We start from the raw sequence: 20,211 nt of genomic DNA, 5'->3' as shown, positions 1-20,211 counted from the left end.
CTGACGTGACCGATCACACCTTGCCGACTGCATTGAACCTACCCATGGTCGACCCGCTGCCGACTGAGACGCAGCGGTACTTTGATATCTGCGTCGAAAAGCTGGGCTTTGTTCCCAATGTTCTGCGCGCATATGCCTTTGACATCGACAAGCTGAACGCCTTCACCGGCATGTATAACGACCTGATGCTGGCCGAAAGCGGGTTATCCAAGCTCGAGCGTGAGATGATTGCCGTTGTTGTGTCTGCAATTAACAAGTGTTTCTATTGTCTTGTGTCCCACGGAGCAGCCGTCCGACAATTGTCCGGTGATCCGCAATTGGGTGAGATGTTGATGATGAATTACCGGGTAGCACCCTTAAACCCACGACAACGTGCGATGCTGGATTTTGCTGTGAAAATGACCACATCCAGCGCCGAGATTGATGAGACCGACCGGCAACATTTGCGCGACGCAGGATTCTCGGATCGCGATATCTGGGACATCGCCAATGTGACCGGTTTCTTCAACATGTCGAACAGGGTCGCCAGTGCCACGGCGATGGCCCCGAACGAAGATTACCACGCGCAGGCCCGATGATCTGCCGGGTCGCCCTGATACTCGCCGTCATGGCCGGACCCTTGCTTGCCCAAGAAGTCGCGATGCCTTCCGGCTCGCGATTGGTCAGTGATCGGGCCAGTCCTTTTGACAGCTATTACATGCCAACCGGCCCATTCTCCGGTGGCACGGTGCCGACGCTACGCGTCGAAGGGCAGGTCGAGCGGCTGACATGGCGCTTGCAGTCCGGGTCAAGCACCACATTGCAACTGCTATCGCCACTGCGTGACCAGATCGAGGCGCAGGGGTTTGACGTTCTTTTCGAATGCGATGCGGATACCTGTGGCGGGTTTGATTTCCGCTTTAATACCGAGGTTGTGCCCACCCCGGATATGTATGTTTCCATTCAGGATTACCGCTTTTTGTCCGCAACACGCGGAGAAGAAGCCCTGAGCCTTTTGGTGAGCCGCAACCCGCCGGACGGCTATGTTCAGATGATCCGCGTTACGCCGGTGGATGCGCCGCCCCCCCCACCTCTTGTCGTCGAAGAGACGATTACGCAGGCTGGGGGTTTGCTGGCTGATCTGGAAGAGAACGGCCATGTCATTCTGGCCGACCTGCATTTTCGCACCGGAGAGATAACACTGGGCGAAGGCCCGTTTTCCTCTTTGGGTCTGATTGCGGGCTACATGTCCGAAAACCCGGATGTCCGGTTGGCGCTTGTTGGGAACACGGACGACACGGGCGCGCTTGAGGCGAATATTTCGGTTAGCACAGGGCGTGCCCAGGCAGTACGTGTTCGGTTGATCGAAAATTATGGGATAGCTGGTGATCGGCTCGAGGCGCGGGGGATCGGATATCTGGCCCCGATGACGTCTAACGCAACCCCCGAAGGCCGCGAGCAAAACCGCCGGGTCGAGGCGGTTTTGCTGTTAAACTAATCGCCTACATAACCCACCACAGGTACACAGGCAGTCCAACCGTGATGTTGAACGGAAAGGAAACGCCCAGAGACAGGGTCAGATAGATTCCGGATTCGGCCTTGGGCAGCGCAATTTTCATTGCGGCAGGTACCGCGATGTATGAGGCCGATGCGGACAGAACCATAAACAGGAACAAGCTTCCTTCAGACAGTCCGATCAAGGCACCCACGACCCAGGCCATCAGCGCTCCGATCAGGGGCATCAGTACACCAAAGGCAAACAACCCCACCGACAGCTTGTCCCGGTTCTTGATCAGGCTTCGACCCGCCGACAGGCCCATATCCAGCAGAAACAGGCAAAGAATCCCGGTGAATGGGGTGACAATGAAGGGCGCGATCATCTGCATACCCTCGCCGCCGGTAATGGCGCCGATCAGAAAGGCTCCGGTCAGCAATACGATTGACCCATTGGCCAGCAGATCCCGCCAGAGTTTGTCGTCCTTTACACCGTTTCCGCCCGACCTGTGGGCCAGCCAGAGCGCGGACAGGATGGCAGGCACCTCCATCGCGGCGGCTACGGCCACCATGAAACCGTCATGGCTGAGGCCGACCAGATCCAAAAGACTGGTCGCGGTCACAAACGTTACGATCGAAATCGACCCATAGTGTCCTGCAACCGCCGCCGCGTTCAAAGCATCCAAGCGGGTCATCGCCCTCAGCAATCCGAACGCCACAAACGGAATGGCAAACGAGAGCGCAACACCCCCCAGCAATGTCAAAAACAGGTCCAGATGAACCCCATGCTCTGCCAGGTTGCTACCGCCTTTGAACCCGATGGCCAGCAATAGGTACAGCGACATGAATTTGGCTGCGCCTTCTGGAATGGACAGATCGCTTCGCACAAATGCGGCCAGCAACCCGAGGGCAAAAAAGAGGATCGTCGGCACCAACAAATTGCTGGAGAGGGTTTCGATTACGCTGGGCATATTTAGGCTCCTGTCCCGGTCTTTTGGGGCTGTTGCCTTGCAGAAAAGATTTATCCCAATATTATCTTTCTAAATTTAACATAGTTTAAGGCTATTAAATGCGACCAACCCTGCGCCAGTTGGAATATATTGTGATGGTAAGCCGACTGGGTCGCTTTGGGCTGGCCGCTGAGGTCCTCAATGTCAGCCAGCCCAGCTTGTCGGCCCAAATTGCGACGGTAGAACAAGAGCTTGGGCTGCGGATATTCGACCGAAACCGCGGTGGAGTTCAGGTAACGGCAAAGGGGGAAGAGTTCATTTCCCGCGCCCAGAAGATCCTCGCGGACGTTCAGGATCTGCGCCACGCCGTCACCAGCGATACTCCGGTTGGGGGACGACTACGGCTGGGCGTGTTGCCATCAATTGGTCCGTACCTGTTGCCGCAAGTCATCAAAAGGGTGCACCAGGATCGTCCAGGGCTGCGTATCGTCGTACGCGAGGAAAACACCCGCGATCTTGAGCAGGGCCTGAAAACAGGGCGGTTCGACATGATCATTTCCACCCCCGAAGATCATCCCAACACGGTTCAACAGCGACTGTTCAATGAAACCTTATGGATAGGTGTCGCGGTCGACGATATCCTGGCGCGCGATCTTCACGGTGTCACGGCCGAGGATTTGCGCGATCGGCTGATCCTGACGCTGGACCAAAGTCACCGTTTGTCCCGTATCGTCTATGCTTTGGCGGCCGAATGCGGAGGGGTGGTTTCAGATGAATATGAGGGCACGACACTGGATTCGATCGTGTTGATGGCCGCGTCGGGGGTTGGTGCTGCGGTTCTGCCCGATTTGTATGCCCGGCGTCAGGGGATATATCGTGACGAAGTTCGTTTGCGCCCGCTGGCAATTCCCAATGCCAACCGCGACATTGCCCTGCTGTCGCGCAGCGGCGAGCGTAATTTGCCCGGCCAGAATATTCTGACAGAGTCGCTGCGCACCGTGGCGCGCGGGATGGGGTTGAGGGTTCTGAGCGATTGAAAAAAAAGACCCGCACAGATGTGCGGGCCGTCTAGTTTCACCGGGGAGAAATTACCAATCCATCGGTCCCTTGTCTTTGAAGGACTCGACCAGAAAATCAATGAATGCGCGTACTTTGGGCTGGGTAAAGCGGCCGGGCGGATAGACCGCAAAGACACCCTGCACTTCATCCGGTAGTGACGGCATCGCGTCCAAAACCTGTCCGGATTTCAAAGCGTTGGCATATAGATAGCTTGGGAGATGCGCGATCCCAAGACCCGAGATCGCAGCGTTCAGCAAGGACTGCCCGTCATTCACGCTTAGCCAACCTGCAGTGCGGACCTGACGTTTTTCACCCGAAGGTGCGGTCAGTTTCCACACGTTGCCCGATGACTGGCTGGAATAGTGCAGCAACTTGTGTTCGTTCAGGTCGTCGATCTTTTGCGGACGGCCATATTTTTCAACATAGCTGGGTGCGGCGACCATGCGTTTAACGGTTTCCGTCAGCTTGCGGGCGCGCAGGGTGCTGTCTTCAAGCTCACCAATGCGCACGGCCACGTCAAAACCCTCTGAAATCAGCTCCACATAGCGGTTGTTAAGAACCATGTTCACGGTGATGTCCGGGTAGGCCGACAGAAACTCTGACAGGACCGGAGACAGGTGATTCACACCAAAATCGGTCGCAACGCTGATCCGCAACAGCCCGGATGGGGCGGATTGCATCGATGTTACCAAAGCGTCTGCTTCACCCGCGTCATTCAAGACGCGGCGGGCGCGATCATAATAGGCCAAGCCGATCTCGGTCGGCGAAACACGCCGTGTCGTACGGTTCAGCAGGCGGGCGCCCAAGCGGGCCTCCAGGCTCGATACGTGCTTTGACACGGCCGATTTGGAGATGCCCATCTTTTTCGCCGCGTCGGTGAAGCCGCCCTGGTCCACCACATTGGCAAAGGCTTCCATTTCGGTCAGTCTGTCCATCCTCGTTCCCCAGGTCTTTTCGTTTGCACCAACCTGACGGGCAATCTGGGCGGAAACAGGGCAGAGTCGGGATAATATCAGGGATTTAAAAGGGATCGTTTAAGGATGGGAAACGCGGAAACGGTGGTTTCCTAAATCGCCACAAACCCAGTAATCACAGGCTTTTGTGGGTCTTAGCCCGATTATGCCAAAATGAGAATGGCAATTTTGTGGCCATCGAGAAGGTTTTGGGCCTCATTTTCACCACCTCGATCCTGACTTTTTCTATCCCACTCACATGAGTTAATCGCGAAACTAAAATACCCCGGCTAGGATCGCCTATGTCGAGATGCTTTTGGATGCAAATACCACGCATGCTCCGATGACAGCGGTGTACCTGCAAAGAAAAAGGGGATGGCACCCACAGGGCTCGATTGAGACAAATGGGGGCACCACCATCCTTTGATTTTTGATCCCGGCGTTATTCTTAAAAACTTGCGGCCAATCGCGTGCCTTGATTAATCGCCCGTTTCGCGTCCAACTCGGCGGCCACGTCCGCTCCTCCGATCACATGCGGTGTGAGTCCGCGTTCGATCAGGATATCTGCGAGGCTACGGTCCGAGACCTGTCCTGAGCACAGAACGATTGTGTCCGCGGCAATCACGGTCGGATCGGCGCGTTCTTCGCCAAAGGTGATATGCAGTCCGTCATCGTCGATTCGTTCGTAGTTCACGCCACCGACGAAATTCACATTCTTCATCTTCAGCGTTGCGCGGTGGATCCAGCCCGTCGTCTTGCCCAACCCTTTGCCGTGCGCCTGTTTCTTGCGTTGCAACAACGTGACCTGCCGTGCAGGCGCGGCGGGTTGCGGCCCCTCGGGTGCCAGGCCCGAGCGGTGTTCAGCCGGATCTGTCACGCCCCATTCCTTCATCCACGCCGGAAGATCCGTGGTGACACTGTGGCCGTCTTCCAGCAGAAATTCGGAAACGTCAAAGCCAATACCGCCTGCACCAATAACGGCGACAGATTTACCGACATCGGCCTTGCCCCGCAGGACGTCAATATAAGTGAGGACGTTATCGCGATCTTGTCCCGGTATTTGCGGATCGCGCGGTGTGACGCCTGTTGCGATGACAATCTCATCGTAACCTGACAGATCGTCGGCGGTGACCTCGCGGCTTAGTTCAACCTTTACGTTCAACTCGTCCAGCATCGTGCGGTACCAGTCGACCAGCCCCCAGAACTCTTCTTTACCGGGCACCTGTTTGGCCATGTTCAGCTGACCACCAATTTCGGTGGCCCGGTCAAACAGGGTGACCTTATGTCCGCGCTGGGCTGCGGTCATCGCAGTGGACAGCCCTGCCGGGCCAGCGCCGACAATGGCGACTGTCTTGGTCGTCTGGGCATCTTCAATGACCAGTTCGGTTTCATGGCAGGCACGCGGATTCACAAGACACGAGGTGAGCTTGCCGCCAAACGTGTGGTCAAGACAGGCCTGATTGCATGCTATGCACGGCGCGATTTGTGCGGCGTCACCGGCGATCGCCTTATTGACGAAATCCGCGTCCGCCAACATTGGGCGTGCCAATGAGACCATGTCTGCACAACCCGTTGAAAGTACCTCTTCGGCGACTTCGGGCGTGTTGATGCGGTTTGATGTAATGACGGGGATCGAAACTTTGCCCATCAGCTTTTTGGTGACCCAGGCAAAAGCAGCGCGGGGTACGCTGGTGGCGATTGTGGGAATCCGGGCCTCATGCCAGCCAATACCTGTGTTGATGATTGTAGCACCGGCCTTTTCGATCCGCTGAGCCAGCTCAACCACCTCATCATGGGTCGAGCCGTTGGGTACCAGATCGATCATCGACAAGCGGTAAATGATGATGAAATCTGTTCCGACGGCTTCGCGCGTCCGTCGTACAACCTCGATCGGCAGGCGCATTCGGTTTTCATATGACCCGCCCCAACGGTCTTCGCGCTTGTTGGTATGGGTCACAAGGAACTGGTTCAGGAAATACCCTTCGGATCCCATGATCTCGACCCCGTCGTAACCGGCTTTCTGGGCCAGAACAGCGGCGTTGACGATGTCGCTGATTTGCTTTTCGATCCCGTCTTCATCCAGTTCATTCGGCGGAAAGGGTGAGATCGGAGATTTGACCGGGCTGGGCGCCACGCATTTCGGACCGTAAGAATAGCGACCCGCGTGCAAGATCTGCATTGCGATTTTACCGCCGGCCTGATGGACGCGGTCTGTCACGATCGAATGGTTCGCAACGTCCTTATCTGTGGTCATCATTGCGGCTCCGGGTAGGACGGAACCTTCAAGGTTCGGGCCGATCCCACCGGTTACCATCAGGGCAACACCACCACGCGCCCGGTCAGCGTAGAACTCGGCCACCCGGTTCCAGTCGCCGGTTTCCTCAAGGCCGGTGTGCATCGAACCCATCAGCACGCGGTTTTTCAGCGTGGTAAAGCCCAGGTCCAGCGGGGCCAGCATGTTTGGGTACGCAGTCATGGTGAACTCTCCCTCAGGAATATTGCCCGTTAGATTGACGTTCGCGTCATCTTTGTCACGTGAAACCTAACGTCACCCCCTATGCGGGCGTTGCGGCTGTTGATACAGAGTTTTCGTAGCACATTTATGAGGCCGCGCATGACCCCCGACGAAATCGCCAAACTGCCCTACCGGCCCTGTGTTGGGCTCATGCTGATGAATGCCGCGGGCAAGATCTTTGTCGGGCAGCGGAATGACCGTCACAAAGACGCCTGGCAAATGCCGCAGGGCGGCGTGGACAAGGGCGAAGACCCACGTGATGCGGCCCTGCGCGAGCTGTGGGAAGAAACTGGTGTCACGGCCGATCTGGTCGAGATCATCGCCGAAACCGAGGGCTGGTTGCCCTATGACCTGCCGCACGACATCGTGCCCAAGATCTGGAAAGGCCGGTATCGCGGGCAGGAACAAAAGTGGTTTCTGATGCGTTTTACGGGCCGCGACGAGCAGATCAATATCGAAACGGATCACCCCGAGTTCACGCAGTGGAAATGGCAGGAGCCTGCGAATCTGGTCAATGAAATCGTGCCGTTCAAACGCGCGGTTTACGTCAGCGTGCTCAGCGCGTTTGCTGCGCATCTGGAATGAAAGTTCGGCAACGCCCCATGTGTGATTTAGTTCCATATCCGAATGAATTCGGTCTTAGCGGGGTGGGCAGGGTCGCGTTGTGAGAACTGCCGTTGTCTCATGCATGAAGAACGAAGGACCGTTCGTTCTGGAATGGGTGGCCTATCACAAGGCCATCGGTTTTGACGATGTCTACGTCGTGACCAATGATTGCACGGACGGGACGGACCAGATCCTTGAGCGGTTGCAATCATTGGGTGTTGTTCGTCATTTCGATCAGTCCGTGCCCGAAGGCGAAAGCCCGCAGGTGAACGGATTGAAAGCGGTTATGGGCCTGCCCCAAATGGCGGACACCGATTGGTTGTTGCATGTTGATGCGGATGAATTCCTGAGGGTTTCCGCAGGCGACGGTCGGGTCGGCGATTTGCTGGATGTGTGCGGGCATGCAGATAACATTGCGCTGATGTGGCGGCCCTTTGGCAATTCCGGCCAAAGGTTTTGGCGCGGTGGCAGTGTATTGCGCAGTTTCCTGCGCTGCCAGGCGCGGCCCCGGCGGCCTAACTCTGGTCACAAATCCATGTTCCGGCCATCGAAGTTCACCTTCGCAATAGACCACATGCCGAAAATCCCGCGTGACCCAAAAATCCTTTGCGTGAATTCCAAAGGGGAAGAGATCAGCAATGCTGCGGTCAAGTCACCCGGACGTGCACGATATATTCTGTCAAACGACAAGCTGACCTGGGATGTGGCTTGTATTCACCATTATGCGATCCGTTCGCTGGATGTATTTCTGATGAAAAATGACCGCGGCGACGGCATGGGGCACAGCCATCAGAAATATTACATCAACTCGACCTTTTTCCGACGCCATAACGGGAATGACAGACGGGACACTGGCATTCTTGACCATATCGACGCGGTTGAGGGCTTGTTGTCGGATTGGTTGCAGGACCCCGTCCTTCGCGAACTCGAGCAAAACGCGTTACGTCTGTTTCAGGACAGAAGAGACAGGTTTCTGACCTCCGAACGCATTGCCAAGCTGACGATGTAACACCGAAACCTGATGTTTTTGCTGGCGGGCGTTCACTGCGCTGCACGTTGCCGTGAGGGGGCGTAGTTCGGGCTGGGGCACATCTCTAGCTTGGTCCGCATGAGAGACACCGCGCATACCGAACTCGCCATCGCTCCTGCAGGGCGCAAATTCACCGGCTCAGATCGCCGCGCACCTTTGCGTACCGGTTTGAAAAGCTGTGGCGAATACGGCGCCGGGCAGACTGCGGGTCGCTTTTATCCCATTGCCTGCGTAGCGCTTGAGGTGACGCAGCGCTGCAATCTTGATTGTACACTGTGCTATCTGTCTGACCGGGCCGAGATGACATATGACCCCCCGCTCTCGGTCCTGTTCGCGCGGTTGGCTACGATCCACAGCCACTATGGATCTGGCGTTTCCGTGCAGCTGACAGGTGGGGATCCGACGTTGCGCAAAGTCGAAGATCTTGAGGCGCTGTGCCGTGAGATCCGACGATTGGGCATGCGGTCCTGCTTGATGACGAATGGCATTCGCGCCAGCCGGGCCTTTTTGACACGTCTTGCCGCTGCCGGGCTGGACGATGTGGCCTTTCATGTGGACATGACACAGGAGCGTAAAGGATTCGATAGCGAGGTCGAACTGAACACGGTTCGTCGGGCGTATATTCGCCGCGCGCGCGGGCTGGGCCTTCGGATTTTGTTCAATACCACGGTGTTTGAAGGCAACTTTGCCGAGCTTCCGGCACTAGCCCGCTATCTGAGAGACCGGCCCGAGGTTGCCTTTGTGTCGTTCCAGATGCAGGCCGATACCGGGCGCGGCGTGTTGCGTGAACGTCCCGACATAATCACACAGGACGCCGTCGCCAAAGCTGTTGAGGAAGGCTACGAAACCCCTTTGCATTTCGGCACGGCTGCTGTGGGTCATTCCAAGTGCAACCGATACGCAAGCGTCGTGACGGCGGGTGGTCGGGCAAGATCAGTGCTGTCGAACCCAAAACTGGTGCATCGCGTCATGGCAGCGCTTGAAAAGGCGGACCGCGCGACAGATGGGCATCTGGTGATACGAGATGGCGTGCGGCGCATGGCTCTCCGAAACCCGCGGCTGGCTTTGAGGGCCGGTTTGCATCTGGCGGTATGTGTTTTGCGGCTGGGGACCGGGCTGTTGCGGGGGCCGGTTCGTCGGCAGGCTGTTTTCATTCACAACTTCATGGCAGCCGATGCGTTGGAAGAAGACCGATGTGCGTCATGCGTGTTTATGGTGGCGACGGCGAACGGGCCCTTGTCCATGTGTGTGCACAACGCCCAACGCGACATGCACCTTGCCAGCCCCGATCGCATTGACGGTCCAACCGGCCCCAGCTGGTGGAATGCTGCGGTTCCGCGTCTTTCGGGTGGCCCCGACCTACCCGATCTAAGCGATCCTGCGCTGGCCCCTATGAAACGATTGAAAGGGCAGATGCGCGCCCTGCGTCAAACTCGAAAGGACGCGTCATGAGAGCCTTCCTGTTGATCCTGCTATTTCCGCTGCTCGCAGCCTGTGCAAGCGTCGAACGTCTGGCATTGCCCGCGGCGGCGCCCTTGCCGGACAGCGCGTTGACCCAAACCGCGCCTCCGCCCGGTGAGCGCGTCGATCACCGCAATTGGAGCGCGTTCCTGAACAGCTACGTGGCACCGGACGCGCAAGGTGTGAATCGCGTGGCTTACGCGCAGGTTACGCAAGCCGACCAAGCGCGGCTGGATGATTACCTGAACCGGTTGCAGTCAGTGGACCCAACCACGCTGACCCGCGATCAGCAGCTTGCGTATTGGATCAACCTTTATAATGCGGTCACGGTTGACCTGATCCTTGAAAACTATCCGGTTGAGTCGATCCGGGATATTACAGATGGCGGGTTCTCTTTTGGCCCATGGGACAGGCCACTGGTCACGGTGGAGGGTCAGACCCTGACCCTAAACGAGATTGAACACCGCATCATTCGCCCAACCTTTGACGAACCTCGCATTCATTATGCGTTGAACTGTGCAGCCGTGGGCTGCCCCAACCTGATGGATCGCGCATGGCAGGCTGAAACGCTGGAGCGCGACCTGGCCGCAGCAGAACGCGCCTATATCAACGATCCGCGCGGCGTGCGCTTCAATGATCGCGGCGGTTTGATCTTGTCCAAGATCTATGTCTGGTTCCGCGAGGATTTCGGATCGAATGAGAAAGCCGTTTTGGAATACATCAAGACGGCCGCCGACCCGGATTTAAAAGCCCAGCTGGAGAACACGTCGCGGGTCAGCGCCTATAAATACGATTGGGCGCTGAACGACGCGGCAACCGGGTCCTGAGCGTGTTACAAAAGCCCTTCGGCCTGTAAAAGCTCCTTCATGTTCGCTTCGGGGCGTGGGCCGATGTGGCTGATGACCTCACGCGCGCAGACATTGCCGATCTTAGCGCAGGTCTCATAATCGCGACCTGTGGCCATTCCGAACAGGAAACCGGCGGCGAACTGGTCGCCTGCTCCGGTTGCATCTACTGGCACAACCTTTTCTACCGGCACATCTGTGCGCTGACCGTCGAACAAAACCGTCACGCCGTCACCTGAGCGAGTACAAACGACCAGCGGACAGATTGCTGCAGTTTTGGCTAGCGCTTCTTCCAGATCGTCGGTTTCAAACAGCGATTTGATCTCGGCCTCGTTGCCGATGACGAAATCCAGCTCATTCTCGATCAGCAGCAGGAAATCGACCCGGTGACGTTCCACGCAGAAAGGATCAGAAATGGCGATCCCGGCCTTGCCGCCACCTTTGTGACAGGTGCGCGCGGCCTCAAGAAACGCGGCCTTGCCCTTTTCCTTGTCGAACAGATACCCCTCAAGGAACATGATCTGGCTGTTGCCGGACACGTCCTCGGATACGTCCTGAGACGACAGTTCCGAGGAAATGCCCAGATAGGTGTTCATCGACCGCTCGCCATCGGGCGAGACAAAGATCATCGAGCGTGAGGTCGGCAACTCCCCACCCGGCACCGGCGGGTTCACGAAATCAACCCCATCCTCGTTCATCGCGTCCGCATAGAACCGGCCCAAAGCATCGTCATGAACCCGACCGATAAAGGCCGCATCCAGACCCAGTGCCCCGGCACCCGCGATGGTATTTGCGACCGATCCGCCCGGCGTCTGCACCCGGCCTTCCATCGAGGCATAAAGAACCTCACCGCGTTCCTGCTCGATCAGTTGCATGATGCCCTTCTCGATGCCCATCAGTTCCAGAAAACTGTCATCGGCCTGAGAGATCACGTCCACAACGGCATTTCCGATACCGGTGAGCTGATAGGTTTTCATAAGTTCTTGTCCTCGAATTGGCAGAGATCGCGGATGATACAGGTTCCGCATAGGGGTTTGCGCGCCTTGCAGTGATAGCGACCATGCAGGATCAGCCAATGATGCGCGTGAAGCTGGAAATCGGCGGGAATATTGTCTTCGATGGCGCGCTCGACGGCGTCCACATCCTTGCCGGGGCAGATGCCGGTACGGTTGCCGACGCGAAAGATATGCGTATCCACAGCCTGCGCCGGTTGCCGCCACCACATGTTCAGAACCACATTGGCCGTCTTGCGCCCGACACCGGGCAGAGATTGCAGGGCGGCACGTGAATTTGGCACCTCGCCGCCATACTCCTCGACCAGAATACGACTGAGTTTGATGACGTTCTTGGCCTTTTGGCGGAACAGACCAATGGTCTTGATATGCTGGGTCAGCCCCTCTTCGCCCAGATCCAGCATCTTTTGCGGGGTGTCGGCGATTTTGAACAGCTCGCGCGTGGCCTTGTTGACTCCTGCATCGGTTGCCTGCGCCGACAGCGCCACGGCGACGACCAGAGTGTAGACGTTCACATGCTCCAGCTCGCCCTTGGGTTCGGGGTCGGCGGCTTGAAAACGCGTAAAGATCTCGCGGATCGTGTGATAATCGAGTTGCTTTGCCATCCGGGTCTTAATGCCGCCCGCAGGGCTTTGACACAAGCCCAAAGCCAATGCGCAAGTTCCGGGTCGCGATGGCGTGGCCTGCGCGCTATGGTTTGGCCAATTGGAATGAGGTGAGTCCCATGAACGTCCAGACCCCCGAAAGCGGATACCACTACAACGTCATGCGCCGCGCGATCGAATTGATTGATCAGGGGGGTGAGGCCCTCAGCCTCGAGGAATTGGCCAAGCAGATGGACATGAGCCCAGCGCATTTCCAGCGACTGTTCTCGCGTTGGACCGGCGTGTCCCCCAAACGGTATCAGCAGTATCTGACGTTAGGCCATGCCAAGGCGCTGCTGCGTGAACGGTTCACCACTTTGGACACGGCCCATAATGTCGGTCTGTCCGGCAGCGGCCGTTTGCACGATCTTTTTCTCAAATGGGAATCCATGAGCCCCGGCGAATACGCCCGCAAAGGTGAGGGGCTTACGATTTATTGGGGTTGGTTCGATTGCCCCTTTGGCCCGACGCTGGTGATGGGGACTGAAAAAGGCATCTGCGGGATGGCCTTTGGTTCAGAGACCGGAGAAGAAGCCGCGATGGAGGATATGATCTCTCGCTGGCCCAAGGCGACCTATGTCGAGGATGCCGAAAAACTGCGCCCCTGGGTCGATACGTCCTTCGGAGCAGAGCGGTCTGAAACGCCACTGCATCTGATCGGTTCCCCCCTGCAGATCAAAGTGTGGGAGGCGCTGATGCATATCCCCTCAGGCCAGGTCACCACCTATTCAGAGATCGCGCAGCGGGTCGGTTCACCGCAAGCCGTTCGTGCAGTGGGCACCGCCGTTGGGCGCAATCCGGTCAGTTGGCTGATTCCGTGCCATCGGGCGCTGCGAAAATCGGGTGGGTTGGGTGGCTATCACTGGGGGTTGCCGGTCAAACGCGCCATGCTGGCCTATGAAGCCGCACAGGCGGATGCCTGAAGAATAGAGCGAGGCACCCTTGGGTGCCTCACAACTGGATAACAGTTTGCCCAGCTTACTCGGCCGCCCAACCGCCGACAGCTTTGACCTCAAGGAAATCCTCAAGCCCCCAAACGCCGCCCTCGCGCCCGTTGCCGGATTGCTTCATCCCCCCAAAGGGCGATCCTGCGCTGCGCGACTGGCCATTCATTTCGACCATACCGGACCGCAAAGCCCGAGCCATGCGGTTGGCGCGGGCTCCATCCTGTGTTTGGACGTAATTCGTTAGGCCATAGGGCGTGTCATTGGCAATCTCGATGGCCTCTTCCTCGGTATCGAAGGGTATCATGGTCAGAACAGGCCCAAAGATTTCCTCGCGCGCGATGGTCATCTGGTTGTTGGCATCGGCAAAGACGGTCGGGCGCACATAATAGCCTTTGTTCAGTCCCTCGGGCCGTCCGGTGCCACCTGCAACCAGGCGCGCGCCTTCATCAATGCCTTTCTGGATCAGGTCTTGGATTTTGGTCCACTGGACCTCGTTCACCACGGGCCCGATATGGCGGCCTTCTTCTGACGCTGGACCAACGGCCACATTGCCGGCCACCTCGGCGGCGGTCTCAACCGCCTGATCGTAGATCGGGCGCTGAACAAGCATCCGGCTGGGGGCATTACAGCTTTGACCTGTGTTGTTCATCATGTGCAGCACGCCGCGCTTGACGGCTTTTTCATCTGCGTCCGCAAAAACCACATTCGCGCCTTTACCACCCAGTTCAAGATGCACTTTCTTGAGCGTGTCGGCGGCATTCTTGGAAATTGCCGTTCCGGCGCGGGTTGAACCGGTAAAGCTGATCATCTCCACGTCTGGATGCGCTGAAAGGTGTGAGCCGACGCCGACGCCATCCCCGTTCACCAGATTGAAGACGCCCGGTGGGAATCCTGCTTCATCCATCATTTCAGCAAAGATCATCGCGTTCAGCGGGCTTTGCTCGGACGGTTTCAGGACCATTGTGCAGCCAGCGATTGCGGCGGCTCCTACCTTGAGTGTGATCTGATTCATCGGCCAGTTCCACGGCGTGATCAACGCGGCGACACCGACGGCTTCGTATATGATCCTGTCATTCGGGGCGTGCTCACCCAGCGGGCGGTCGAATTCAAAGGCTTTGGCCGCGCGCACAAAATTCTTCAGATGCCAGATACCTGCACCCACTTGCTGGGTTCGCGACATATCAATCGGGGCACCCATTTCGTGAGACATAGCTTGTGCAAGGTCTTCGGTGCGGGTCTGGTAAACTTCGACCAGTTTTTCGACCAACGCGATGCGTTCGCTGACTGGGGTGGCCATCCACCCTGGCAAAGCGGCTTTCGCGGCCGCAACGGCCGCGTCAGTATCGGAGGCCCAGCCCAATGAAATCACGGCGCAAGGCTCTTCGGTTGATGGGTCGATGACCTGAAAATCGTTGGGCTGTGCCGGGGAAACCCACTGGCCGTTGATATAGAAATCGCGCTTTTCGATCATGAGGGTTCCTCCGCACCACAAGATAACCGACCGAACGGTCGGCTTATAATCCACTTTGGCATCGCAGGGATGGCGACGAAAGCGAAAAACGTAAGTCAAATATGGCGATACGTGAATTTACCTTACGTAAGCACACAAAGGTTTAACCTGCGGCCAAAGTGGTTAAGTTTGCTGCAACCGACTCGGTTCCCATACCAACAGAGGAGACGCATCATGGGTTTGCGCATCAACGACACTGTCCCGAATTTTACAGCGGAAACGGATCAGGGGACCATTCAGTTCCACGATTGGATTGGCGACAGCTGGGCGATCCTGTTTTCACACCCCAAGGACTTTACCCCGGTTTGCACCACTGAGTTCTCGGCGGTCGCGCAATTGAATGACGAATGGGCTGCACGTGGCACCAAGGTGATCGGTGTGTCCGTCGATGGTGTTGAAGACCACAAGAAGTGGAAGAAAGACATCGAGGCTTACGGCAACGCCAATCCGGGCTTTCCGATTATCGCGGATGATGGTCTGGCGGTTTCAAAAGCATTCGACATGCTGCCCGCCGAAGCTTACCTGCCCGATGGGCGTACCCCTGCGGACAGCGCGACCGTCCGCTCGGTATTCATCATCGGGCCCGATAAGCAGTTGAAGCTGTCGATGACCTATCCAATGACCGTTGGCCGTAATTTTGCGGAAATCCTGCGCGCTCTGGACGGTCTTCAGATGAGTTCGAAGGGTGTTGCTACCCCGGCCAACTGGGTGCCGGGTGAAGACGTTATCATTCCACCTGCGGTATCGAATGAAGATGCCAAAGAGAAATTTGGTGAGTTTGAAACCATCTTCCCTTACCTGCGCAAGACCAAAGCACCCAGCTAAGAACGTGGGCGGGGCAATTGCTCCGCCCATTACCTTTTAAGGGCCTGCTGCTCTGATTCAGGCCGGACGGCCTATGCGGCCGGTCTTTGAGGGTGTTGAAGCAGTTTCGCCCGGTAGGCGGCTCGCTTGAACTCTCGCGTGACTTTGTCGGACGCTGGTGGGCGAACCTGAATGGTTGAACCACCGATTTGGCCCGCGATTTCCTGAATTCGCGTACCTTGCAAGGACAGAATTTGCTGTCCGGTCAGCCAATGCATTTGCAAAAATGTATCCACGGGGCGGTCGATCTTGTCCGTAACGGCCAGCAACCTTTTGGCTGCATTTCGACCGACCACCTGACAAACGCACTGCAGTCCAATCACTTTGGGCAGGATCAGACGCATCCCATCTTGCCGGGCAAGAACCTTGGCCGCGACTTCGCGCTGTTTGACGGGTATGCGGATGTAGTGGTCAGGCGTGGCGATCGGCTCCAGTATCTTCAGTGCCGTAGTCATACGCGCGGGATCAATCCGCAAATCGTCTTCGGTGATGATCGCAAGATCTATTTGCTCGTCGACCAGCTTGCGCCAAATCCGGCGGTGGCTTTCGAACACGCCAATCTCAGTAGGGCGCAGTTTGAACGGGTATGCCGGGCGATGCAGGTTGCCGGGAAACAACTGCACGCATGCAATCTGATGCGGGTCCCGGCCATCGACAGCCTCGAACAACTCAGCGTTTGGCAGATCATTGCACAGCTGTTCCGCGTTCGGTCGACGTGCAGCACTTGAAGACATATGAATAACGAAAGATCGCATGCCCCTGTGCATAGAGCACGAGGGCATGCGGGGGAAGTGAAACCGGAGAGAAACACTTCCCATTGCGGTCAGAAGCTTTGACGGAACCCGAAATTGACGCTGAATGCGTCGATATCGTCTTCGACTGTACCGGTAAGCGACCCATCAGGCGCAAAACGGTCAGAAGATACGTCGAAAGCACGAGAGTACCGGGTATCCAACGTCAGAGCGGTATTCTCGCTGACGTCATATGAAACACCCGCAATGATTTGCGCCGCGAAGTTCGTGTCGCTGTCATCAAGCTCGAGCCCCGGACCATAGGCAAAGTCCAAATCGGTATAGGTCGCTCCAATGCCCAGACCGACGTAAGGCGTGAACAATCCAGCCTGTTTGAAATCGACCAACACGTTGGCAAACAAAGAGGTCTGCGTCACGTCACCCGAAACGTTCCCTTCAGCGGCGGGTCCGTTGCCGGTAAAGTTTACCCCATCCACGTCGTTGTCGCGATAGGACAGCTCCAGCTCTACCCGGGTGCCGATGGTATCGTTGCTCCATTGTGGGATTTCCTTGCCCACAGCGACACCAAGGCCAAATCCACCATCAAAATCCGTGTCTACGTTTTCCGAAGATCCGTTGATGGTGCCGCTGAAGTCGCTGTCTTGCAGCTGGCTGTATCCCGCGAAACCTTGAATATAAAGTCCGTCTGTCAGGCTTTGGGCGGACAGCGCCGAAGCGCTGATCGTCAGGGCCGCCGTAGTAATGAGAAGACGCGTAACCATATCCATGTCCTTTGTTCCAAATGGTTCGTGTCGCTCATGTGGGCAACGCAGGTCCAAAAGGAAGCCAAGGAACCTTCACTTCGTTTCACAGGTATTTTGAGGGGTGTGAGCCGTTGATCTGAGGCAGTACTTGATCGCGTCTTACGTGACCGAAACCGGGCTAGCGGGATCTTTGAAAGAGGCGTCAGTTAGGTTGGGCTGAACAGGACGAAGACGGTCGTAAACGATGTGGAATACATAGGTGTAGACCGAATAAGTCACGGTCAGGCCGAGGTTGAAGGCCAACGCCGCTGTTAACGAATGTCCCCCCAAATACATCAGCAACGGGCATGTGATGAGGACTGCGGTCACCTCGTGCATCACGGCATGAATAATTCGCAGCTGGTGGGGGCGAGCACAGGCAAGTCGACAGGTTCGGTGTCGCTCAATCAGGTCGAACAGCGTGTTGAATATCGGTGACCAGATCAGGATGACGATGGACAGCATGGTAATCAATGCGAACCCGTGGGCCATAGATGCGCCTGCGATGTAGGCATAGACAGGTGAGACAAACGCGATGCCGATTAACTCGAAACTGCCCGTCTGAATGACTCGTTCCTTGAATGTCCTGAGTGTCATTTGCCGCCCCTTCAAATACACGCTTTTGAAATCTGTTCGCTCTGGTTTCGGGTCAAAAATGTCAGCCCAAGCGTAGATTGTTTCCGTTACGTAACCTGTCACGGCAAGGCGCCTTTGACTGTGAACTTGCACACAGACACATGATGGCCGGCGGAAACACACCCATGGCTTCGTATGTCGGGTCAAATATGTTAGGGTGATCTGGGGCGGGACATTCTTCATTTGGACAATTGCGGGTATCGGGCATTCAAACTGTGCATCACAGGAGAAGACGATGGCGTTTAAAGATTGGTATTTGGAAGGCGATGCCTTCGGAAATTGCAATTGCGGGTACGCATGCCCCTGCCAGTTCGAGGAGCTGCCGACAAACGGGCATTGCCGCGGGTTCGAAGTTCTGGAGGTATCGCGCGGGCATTTCGATGACGTCGATCTGACCGGTTGCAAGGCAGCTCTGATCTACGCTTGGCCGGGTCCGATTTTTGAGGGCGGCGGAGAGATGCAGGTTATCATTGACCAAGGTGCCTCAGATGCGCAGCGTGAGGCCTTGGAAAAGGTTTTCCACGGTGAAGAGACCGAAGAGATGGCGACCCATTGGTTCGTCTTCCGCGCGATGTGCAAGACTGTGCACGAAACCCTCTATCTACCGATAGATTTCGAAATGGATATGGAAGGCCGCACAGCCAAAGTTGCAATCGGTGACGTCCTAAGCTCGTCCGGTCGCCCGATTCAGGCCCCGCATGGCGGAGGTGAGCATCGTGTTCGGATCGACATCCCCGGCGGCATCGAATTCACCCTGGCCGAGATCGGCAGTGCCTCGACCAAGGCGGATGCCGCGATCAAGCTGGACCTTAATGACAGCTACGGGCAATGGCATGTGATGAAGCACGGACCGTCAGGTGTGGCGGTAAGCCACTAATTAAAAGCTACTTCGCCGTTCCACAAAAGAAGAAACAGGTGCTTTTCTGCACCCGTTTCTTTTTGGTAAAAATTCAAAACGTCAGACTAACAGCCAATCAGTTTCAAACGTGATGACGTCTGTTGTGCCTGAGTTTCCAGCGATCTCAATTTGCGTTAGACCCCCGATCTCGTTGACTGTTACGTCTTCGATCTGGTCCGCTTGTTCAACGATGGCTGAAAGATCGCTGACCTTGACCGATCCGCCTAGTGGATCCGGTTCGTCCGGCGCTGCGACCTCGTCAGTTCCGATTCCGATCTTTTTGTTCAAAGGATCATCAGACGACACAAAAACGAATTGATCTTCTTTGTTTTTTGGATTGATCAGATCGTCCGAGCCGAAAACATTACCGATGATCCCGGCAGCGTCCTTAACCAGAAACGTGTCGGTCACATCATTTCTGTTGACCTGAATCGTAAAGCTTTCTCCGTCAATATCCAGAAGAGTGACACGTGGGTCCCCATCCAAAGCGGCCTGAAGCAACGCCTGGTAGTCGCTTTCCCCTTTCGCAGAACCGCCGACCAGATCACCGATCCCGCCAACAGTGCCCAGCTCGTCGTCGACGTAGTTTTTACTGGTGCCGATAATCTTGCTGTTCTTGGTGTTGTCGGTTGCCGAAACCACATTAAAGGATTCACGATTGTCGCCGACATTGCCCCCAAAACCGCCGTTCTGGTCCAAAGATGCCATATCGGCATCCACGCGCAGTATGTCAGTCTTACCGGCGTCATTTGTGATTTCCAGCGTGTACCCGTGGCAGTCCAGTTCCGAGACTTTTACGCCTTCAACGTTTCCACCCAGCGCCTGATAGAAAAGCTCGACCATGGCGTCATAAGTCGAATTCGTGCTCATGATGCTATCAAAATCATCGCTGGCCGTGCTGACATTTCCAAAAAAGTACTTGTCGCCTTCGACCAGAGTAACCGTATTGGTTTTTTCGACGCCGCCGCCGACGTCCACTGCAATCTGTTTGACCATTTCTCCACCCGTTAACTTGTCAAATAAGGGGGAGTGTACCGGCGGTCATGTGGGAACTCACATTAAGTTTATGCCGTCAAACATTAAGATGTTGTAACAAAAAAATAGAACTTCAACTTCCGACTGTAGTGCGCAATCAGGTCGGGAAACATGAGTGCTCTGCACGTCGTTCTTTGGGCGCAACATTCCAGGCAGAATCGACCCGCAACGCTTTTTAGGAACGCGAAACAAAAAAAGACCCCGGCAAAAACCGGGGTCTTTCTTAGTTTAGTTGGAA

The 20,211-nt window shown here is 56.3% G+C and carries 20 protein-coding genes; 10 read left to right on the top strand and 10 right to left on the bottom strand.

The genetic code is table 11. The features are described 5' to 3' along the window. The first annotated feature begins 5 nt into the window (after positions 1 to 5). On the top strand, positions 6 to 578 hold the full coding sequence (locus ACR0DG_RS06885) for a peroxidase-related enzyme (protein WP_480695624.1): 573 nt from the start codon (positions 6 to 8) through the stop codon (positions 576 to 578). Further along, positions 575 to 1,477, top strand: a complete 903-nt coding sequence (locus ACR0DG_RS06880) for an OmpA family protein (protein ID WP_480695622.1) — start codon at positions 575 to 577, stop codon at positions 1,475 to 1,477. Before ACR0DG_RS06885 ends, ACR0DG_RS06880 begins: the two co-directional genes overlap by 4 nt. 4 nt (positions 1,478 to 1,481) lie before the next feature. On the opposite strand, the gene ACR0DG_RS06875 is transcribed toward ACR0DG_RS06880, so the two are convergent. Next, positions 1,482 to 2,444 carry a sodium-dependent bicarbonate transport family permease gene (locus tag ACR0DG_RS06875; RefSeq protein WP_480695620.1) on the bottom strand — a complete coding sequence of 321 codons (963 nt, stop codon included), beginning with the start codon at positions 2,442 to 2,444 and terminating at the stop codon, positions 1,482 to 1,484. A gap of 98 nt (positions 2,445 to 2,542) precedes the next feature. Between ACR0DG_RS06875 and ACR0DG_RS06870 the strand changes: the two genes are divergently transcribed. Then, on the top strand, positions 2,543 to 3,460 hold the full coding sequence (locus ACR0DG_RS06870) for a hydrogen peroxide-inducible genes activator (protein WP_480695618.1): 918 nt from the start codon (positions 2,543 to 2,545) through the stop codon (positions 3,458 to 3,460). A 51-nt stretch (positions 3,461 to 3,511) separates the two neighbouring features. Here ACR0DG_RS06870 and ACR0DG_RS06865 read toward each other — a convergent pair whose 3' ends face one another. Continuing rightward, positions 3,512 to 4,417: a LysR family transcriptional regulator gene (locus ACR0DG_RS06865; RefSeq protein ID WP_480695616.1), complete on the bottom strand. Its 906-nt coding sequence runs from the start codon at positions 4,415 to 4,417 to the stop codon at positions 3,512 to 3,514. A gap of 466 nt (positions 4,418 to 4,883) precedes the next feature. Beyond that, positions 4,884 to 6,911 carry an FAD-dependent oxidoreductase gene (locus tag ACR0DG_RS06860; protein WP_480695614.1) on the bottom strand — a complete coding sequence of 676 codons (2,028 nt, stop codon included), beginning with the start codon at positions 6,909 to 6,911 and terminating at the stop codon, positions 4,884 to 4,886. Positions 6,912 to 7,049: 138 nt separating this feature from the next. Between ACR0DG_RS06860 and ACR0DG_RS06855 the strand changes: the two genes are divergently transcribed. The 4 genes from ACR0DG_RS06855 to ACR0DG_RS06840 all read left to right on the top strand — a co-directional run bounded on the left by ACR0DG_RS06855 (position 7,050) and on the right by ACR0DG_RS06840 (position 10,874). Then, a complete protein-coding gene (locus tag ACR0DG_RS06855) occupies positions 7,050 to 7,535 on the top strand; it encodes an RNA pyrophosphohydrolase (protein ID WP_480695612.1) in 486 nt (161 codons plus the stop codon). A 103-nt stretch (positions 7,536 to 7,638) separates the two neighbouring features. Continuing rightward, the gene (locus tag ACR0DG_RS06850) at positions 7,639 to 8,565 is read left to right on the top strand and encodes a glycosyltransferase family 2 protein (protein ID WP_480707086.1); all 927 of its coding nucleotides are present in this window, start codon (positions 7,639 to 7,641) and stop codon (positions 8,563 to 8,565) included. 99 nt (positions 8,566 to 8,664) lie between these two features. Continuing rightward, complete coding sequence (locus tag ACR0DG_RS06845; RefSeq protein WP_480695608.1) at positions 8,665 to 10,038, top strand: radical SAM protein; 1,374 nt, start codon at positions 8,665 to 8,667, stop codon at positions 10,036 to 10,038. Further along, positions 10,035 to 10,874 (top strand): DUF547 domain-containing protein, encoded by an 840-nt coding sequence (locus tag ACR0DG_RS06840; protein WP_480695606.1) that lies wholly within the window; start codon positions 10,035 to 10,037, stop codon positions 10,872 to 10,874. Before ACR0DG_RS06845 ends, ACR0DG_RS06840 begins: the two co-directional genes overlap by 4 nt. A gap of 5 nt (positions 10,875 to 10,879) precedes the next feature. On the opposite strand, the gene ACR0DG_RS06835 is transcribed toward ACR0DG_RS06840, so the two are convergent. Together ACR0DG_RS06835 and nth are read right to left on the bottom strand one after the other, a co-directional pair. Next, positions 10,880 to 11,869, bottom strand: coding sequence for an adenosine kinase (locus ACR0DG_RS06835; protein ID WP_480695604.1), 990 nt, complete (start codon positions 11,867 to 11,869; stop codon positions 10,880 to 10,882). Continuing rightward, positions 11,866 to 12,510, bottom strand: coding sequence for an endonuclease III (gene nth, locus ACR0DG_RS06830; protein ID WP_480695602.1), 645 nt, complete (start codon positions 12,508 to 12,510; stop codon positions 11,866 to 11,868). The genes ACR0DG_RS06835 and nth overlap by 4 nt, the downstream gene beginning before the upstream one ends. 119 nt (positions 12,511 to 12,629) lie before the next feature. Here nth and ACR0DG_RS06825 point away from each other — a divergent pair, with 119 nt between their 5' ends. Next, complete coding sequence (locus ACR0DG_RS06825) at positions 12,630 to 13,472, top strand: bifunctional helix-turn-helix domain-containing protein/methylated-DNA--[protein]-cysteine S-methyltransferase (protein WP_480695600.1); 843 nt, start codon at positions 12,630 to 12,632, stop codon at positions 13,470 to 13,472. 55 nt (positions 13,473 to 13,527) lie between these two features. Here ACR0DG_RS06825 and ACR0DG_RS06820 read toward each other — a convergent pair whose 3' ends face one another. Continuing rightward, the gene (locus ACR0DG_RS06820; RefSeq protein WP_480695598.1) at positions 13,528 to 14,967 is read right to left on the bottom strand and encodes an aldehyde dehydrogenase family protein; all 1,440 of its coding nucleotides are present in this window, start codon (positions 14,965 to 14,967) and stop codon (positions 13,528 to 13,530) included. Positions 14,968 to 15,180: 213 nt separating this feature from the next. Between ACR0DG_RS06820 and ACR0DG_RS06815 the strand changes: the two genes are divergently transcribed. Further along, positions 15,181 to 15,831: a peroxiredoxin gene (locus ACR0DG_RS06815; RefSeq protein ID WP_480695596.1), complete on the top strand. Its 651-nt coding sequence runs from the start codon at positions 15,181 to 15,183 to the stop codon at positions 15,829 to 15,831. Between the two features lie 71 nt (positions 15,832 to 15,902). Here the strand turns inward: ACR0DG_RS06815 and ACR0DG_RS06810 are convergent, their stop codons facing one another. From ACR0DG_RS06810 to ACR0DG_RS06800, 3 genes are all read right to left on the bottom strand, one after another. Beyond that, positions 15,903 to 16,625 carry a glycosyltransferase family 25 protein gene (locus ACR0DG_RS06810; RefSeq protein WP_480695594.1) on the bottom strand — a complete coding sequence of 241 codons (723 nt, stop codon included), beginning with the start codon at positions 16,623 to 16,625 and terminating at the stop codon, positions 15,903 to 15,905. 68 nt (positions 16,626 to 16,693) lie between these two features. Beyond that, positions 16,694 to 17,383: an outer membrane protein gene (locus tag ACR0DG_RS06805; protein ID WP_480695592.1), complete on the bottom strand. Its 690-nt coding sequence runs from the start codon at positions 17,381 to 17,383 to the stop codon at positions 16,694 to 16,696. A gap of 141 nt (positions 17,384 to 17,524) precedes the next feature. Further along, positions 17,525 to 18,001, bottom strand: coding sequence for a PACE efflux transporter (locus ACR0DG_RS06800; protein WP_480695590.1), 477 nt, complete (start codon positions 17,999 to 18,001; stop codon positions 17,525 to 17,527). A gap of 274 nt (positions 18,002 to 18,275) precedes the next feature. Between ACR0DG_RS06800 and ACR0DG_RS06795 the strand changes: the two genes are divergently transcribed. Next, on the top strand, positions 18,276 to 18,917 hold the full coding sequence (locus tag ACR0DG_RS06795; protein ID WP_480695588.1) for a DUF1326 domain-containing protein: 642 nt from the start codon (positions 18,276 to 18,278) through the stop codon (positions 18,915 to 18,917). 81 nt (positions 18,918 to 18,998) lie between these two features. On the opposite strand, the gene ACR0DG_RS06790 is transcribed toward ACR0DG_RS06795, so the two are convergent. Then, entirely contained in the window at positions 18,999 to 19,934 is a 936-nt protein-coding gene (locus ACR0DG_RS06790; protein WP_480695586.1) for a hypothetical protein, read from the bottom strand. Positions 19,935 to 20,211 lie beyond the last annotated feature (277 nt).

This window comes from Ruegeria sp. BG8 (genome assembly GCF_056538325.1).
The sequence above is the reverse complement of the archived record's forward strand: the minus strand, read 5'-3'. Positions and strand labels throughout refer to the sequence as shown.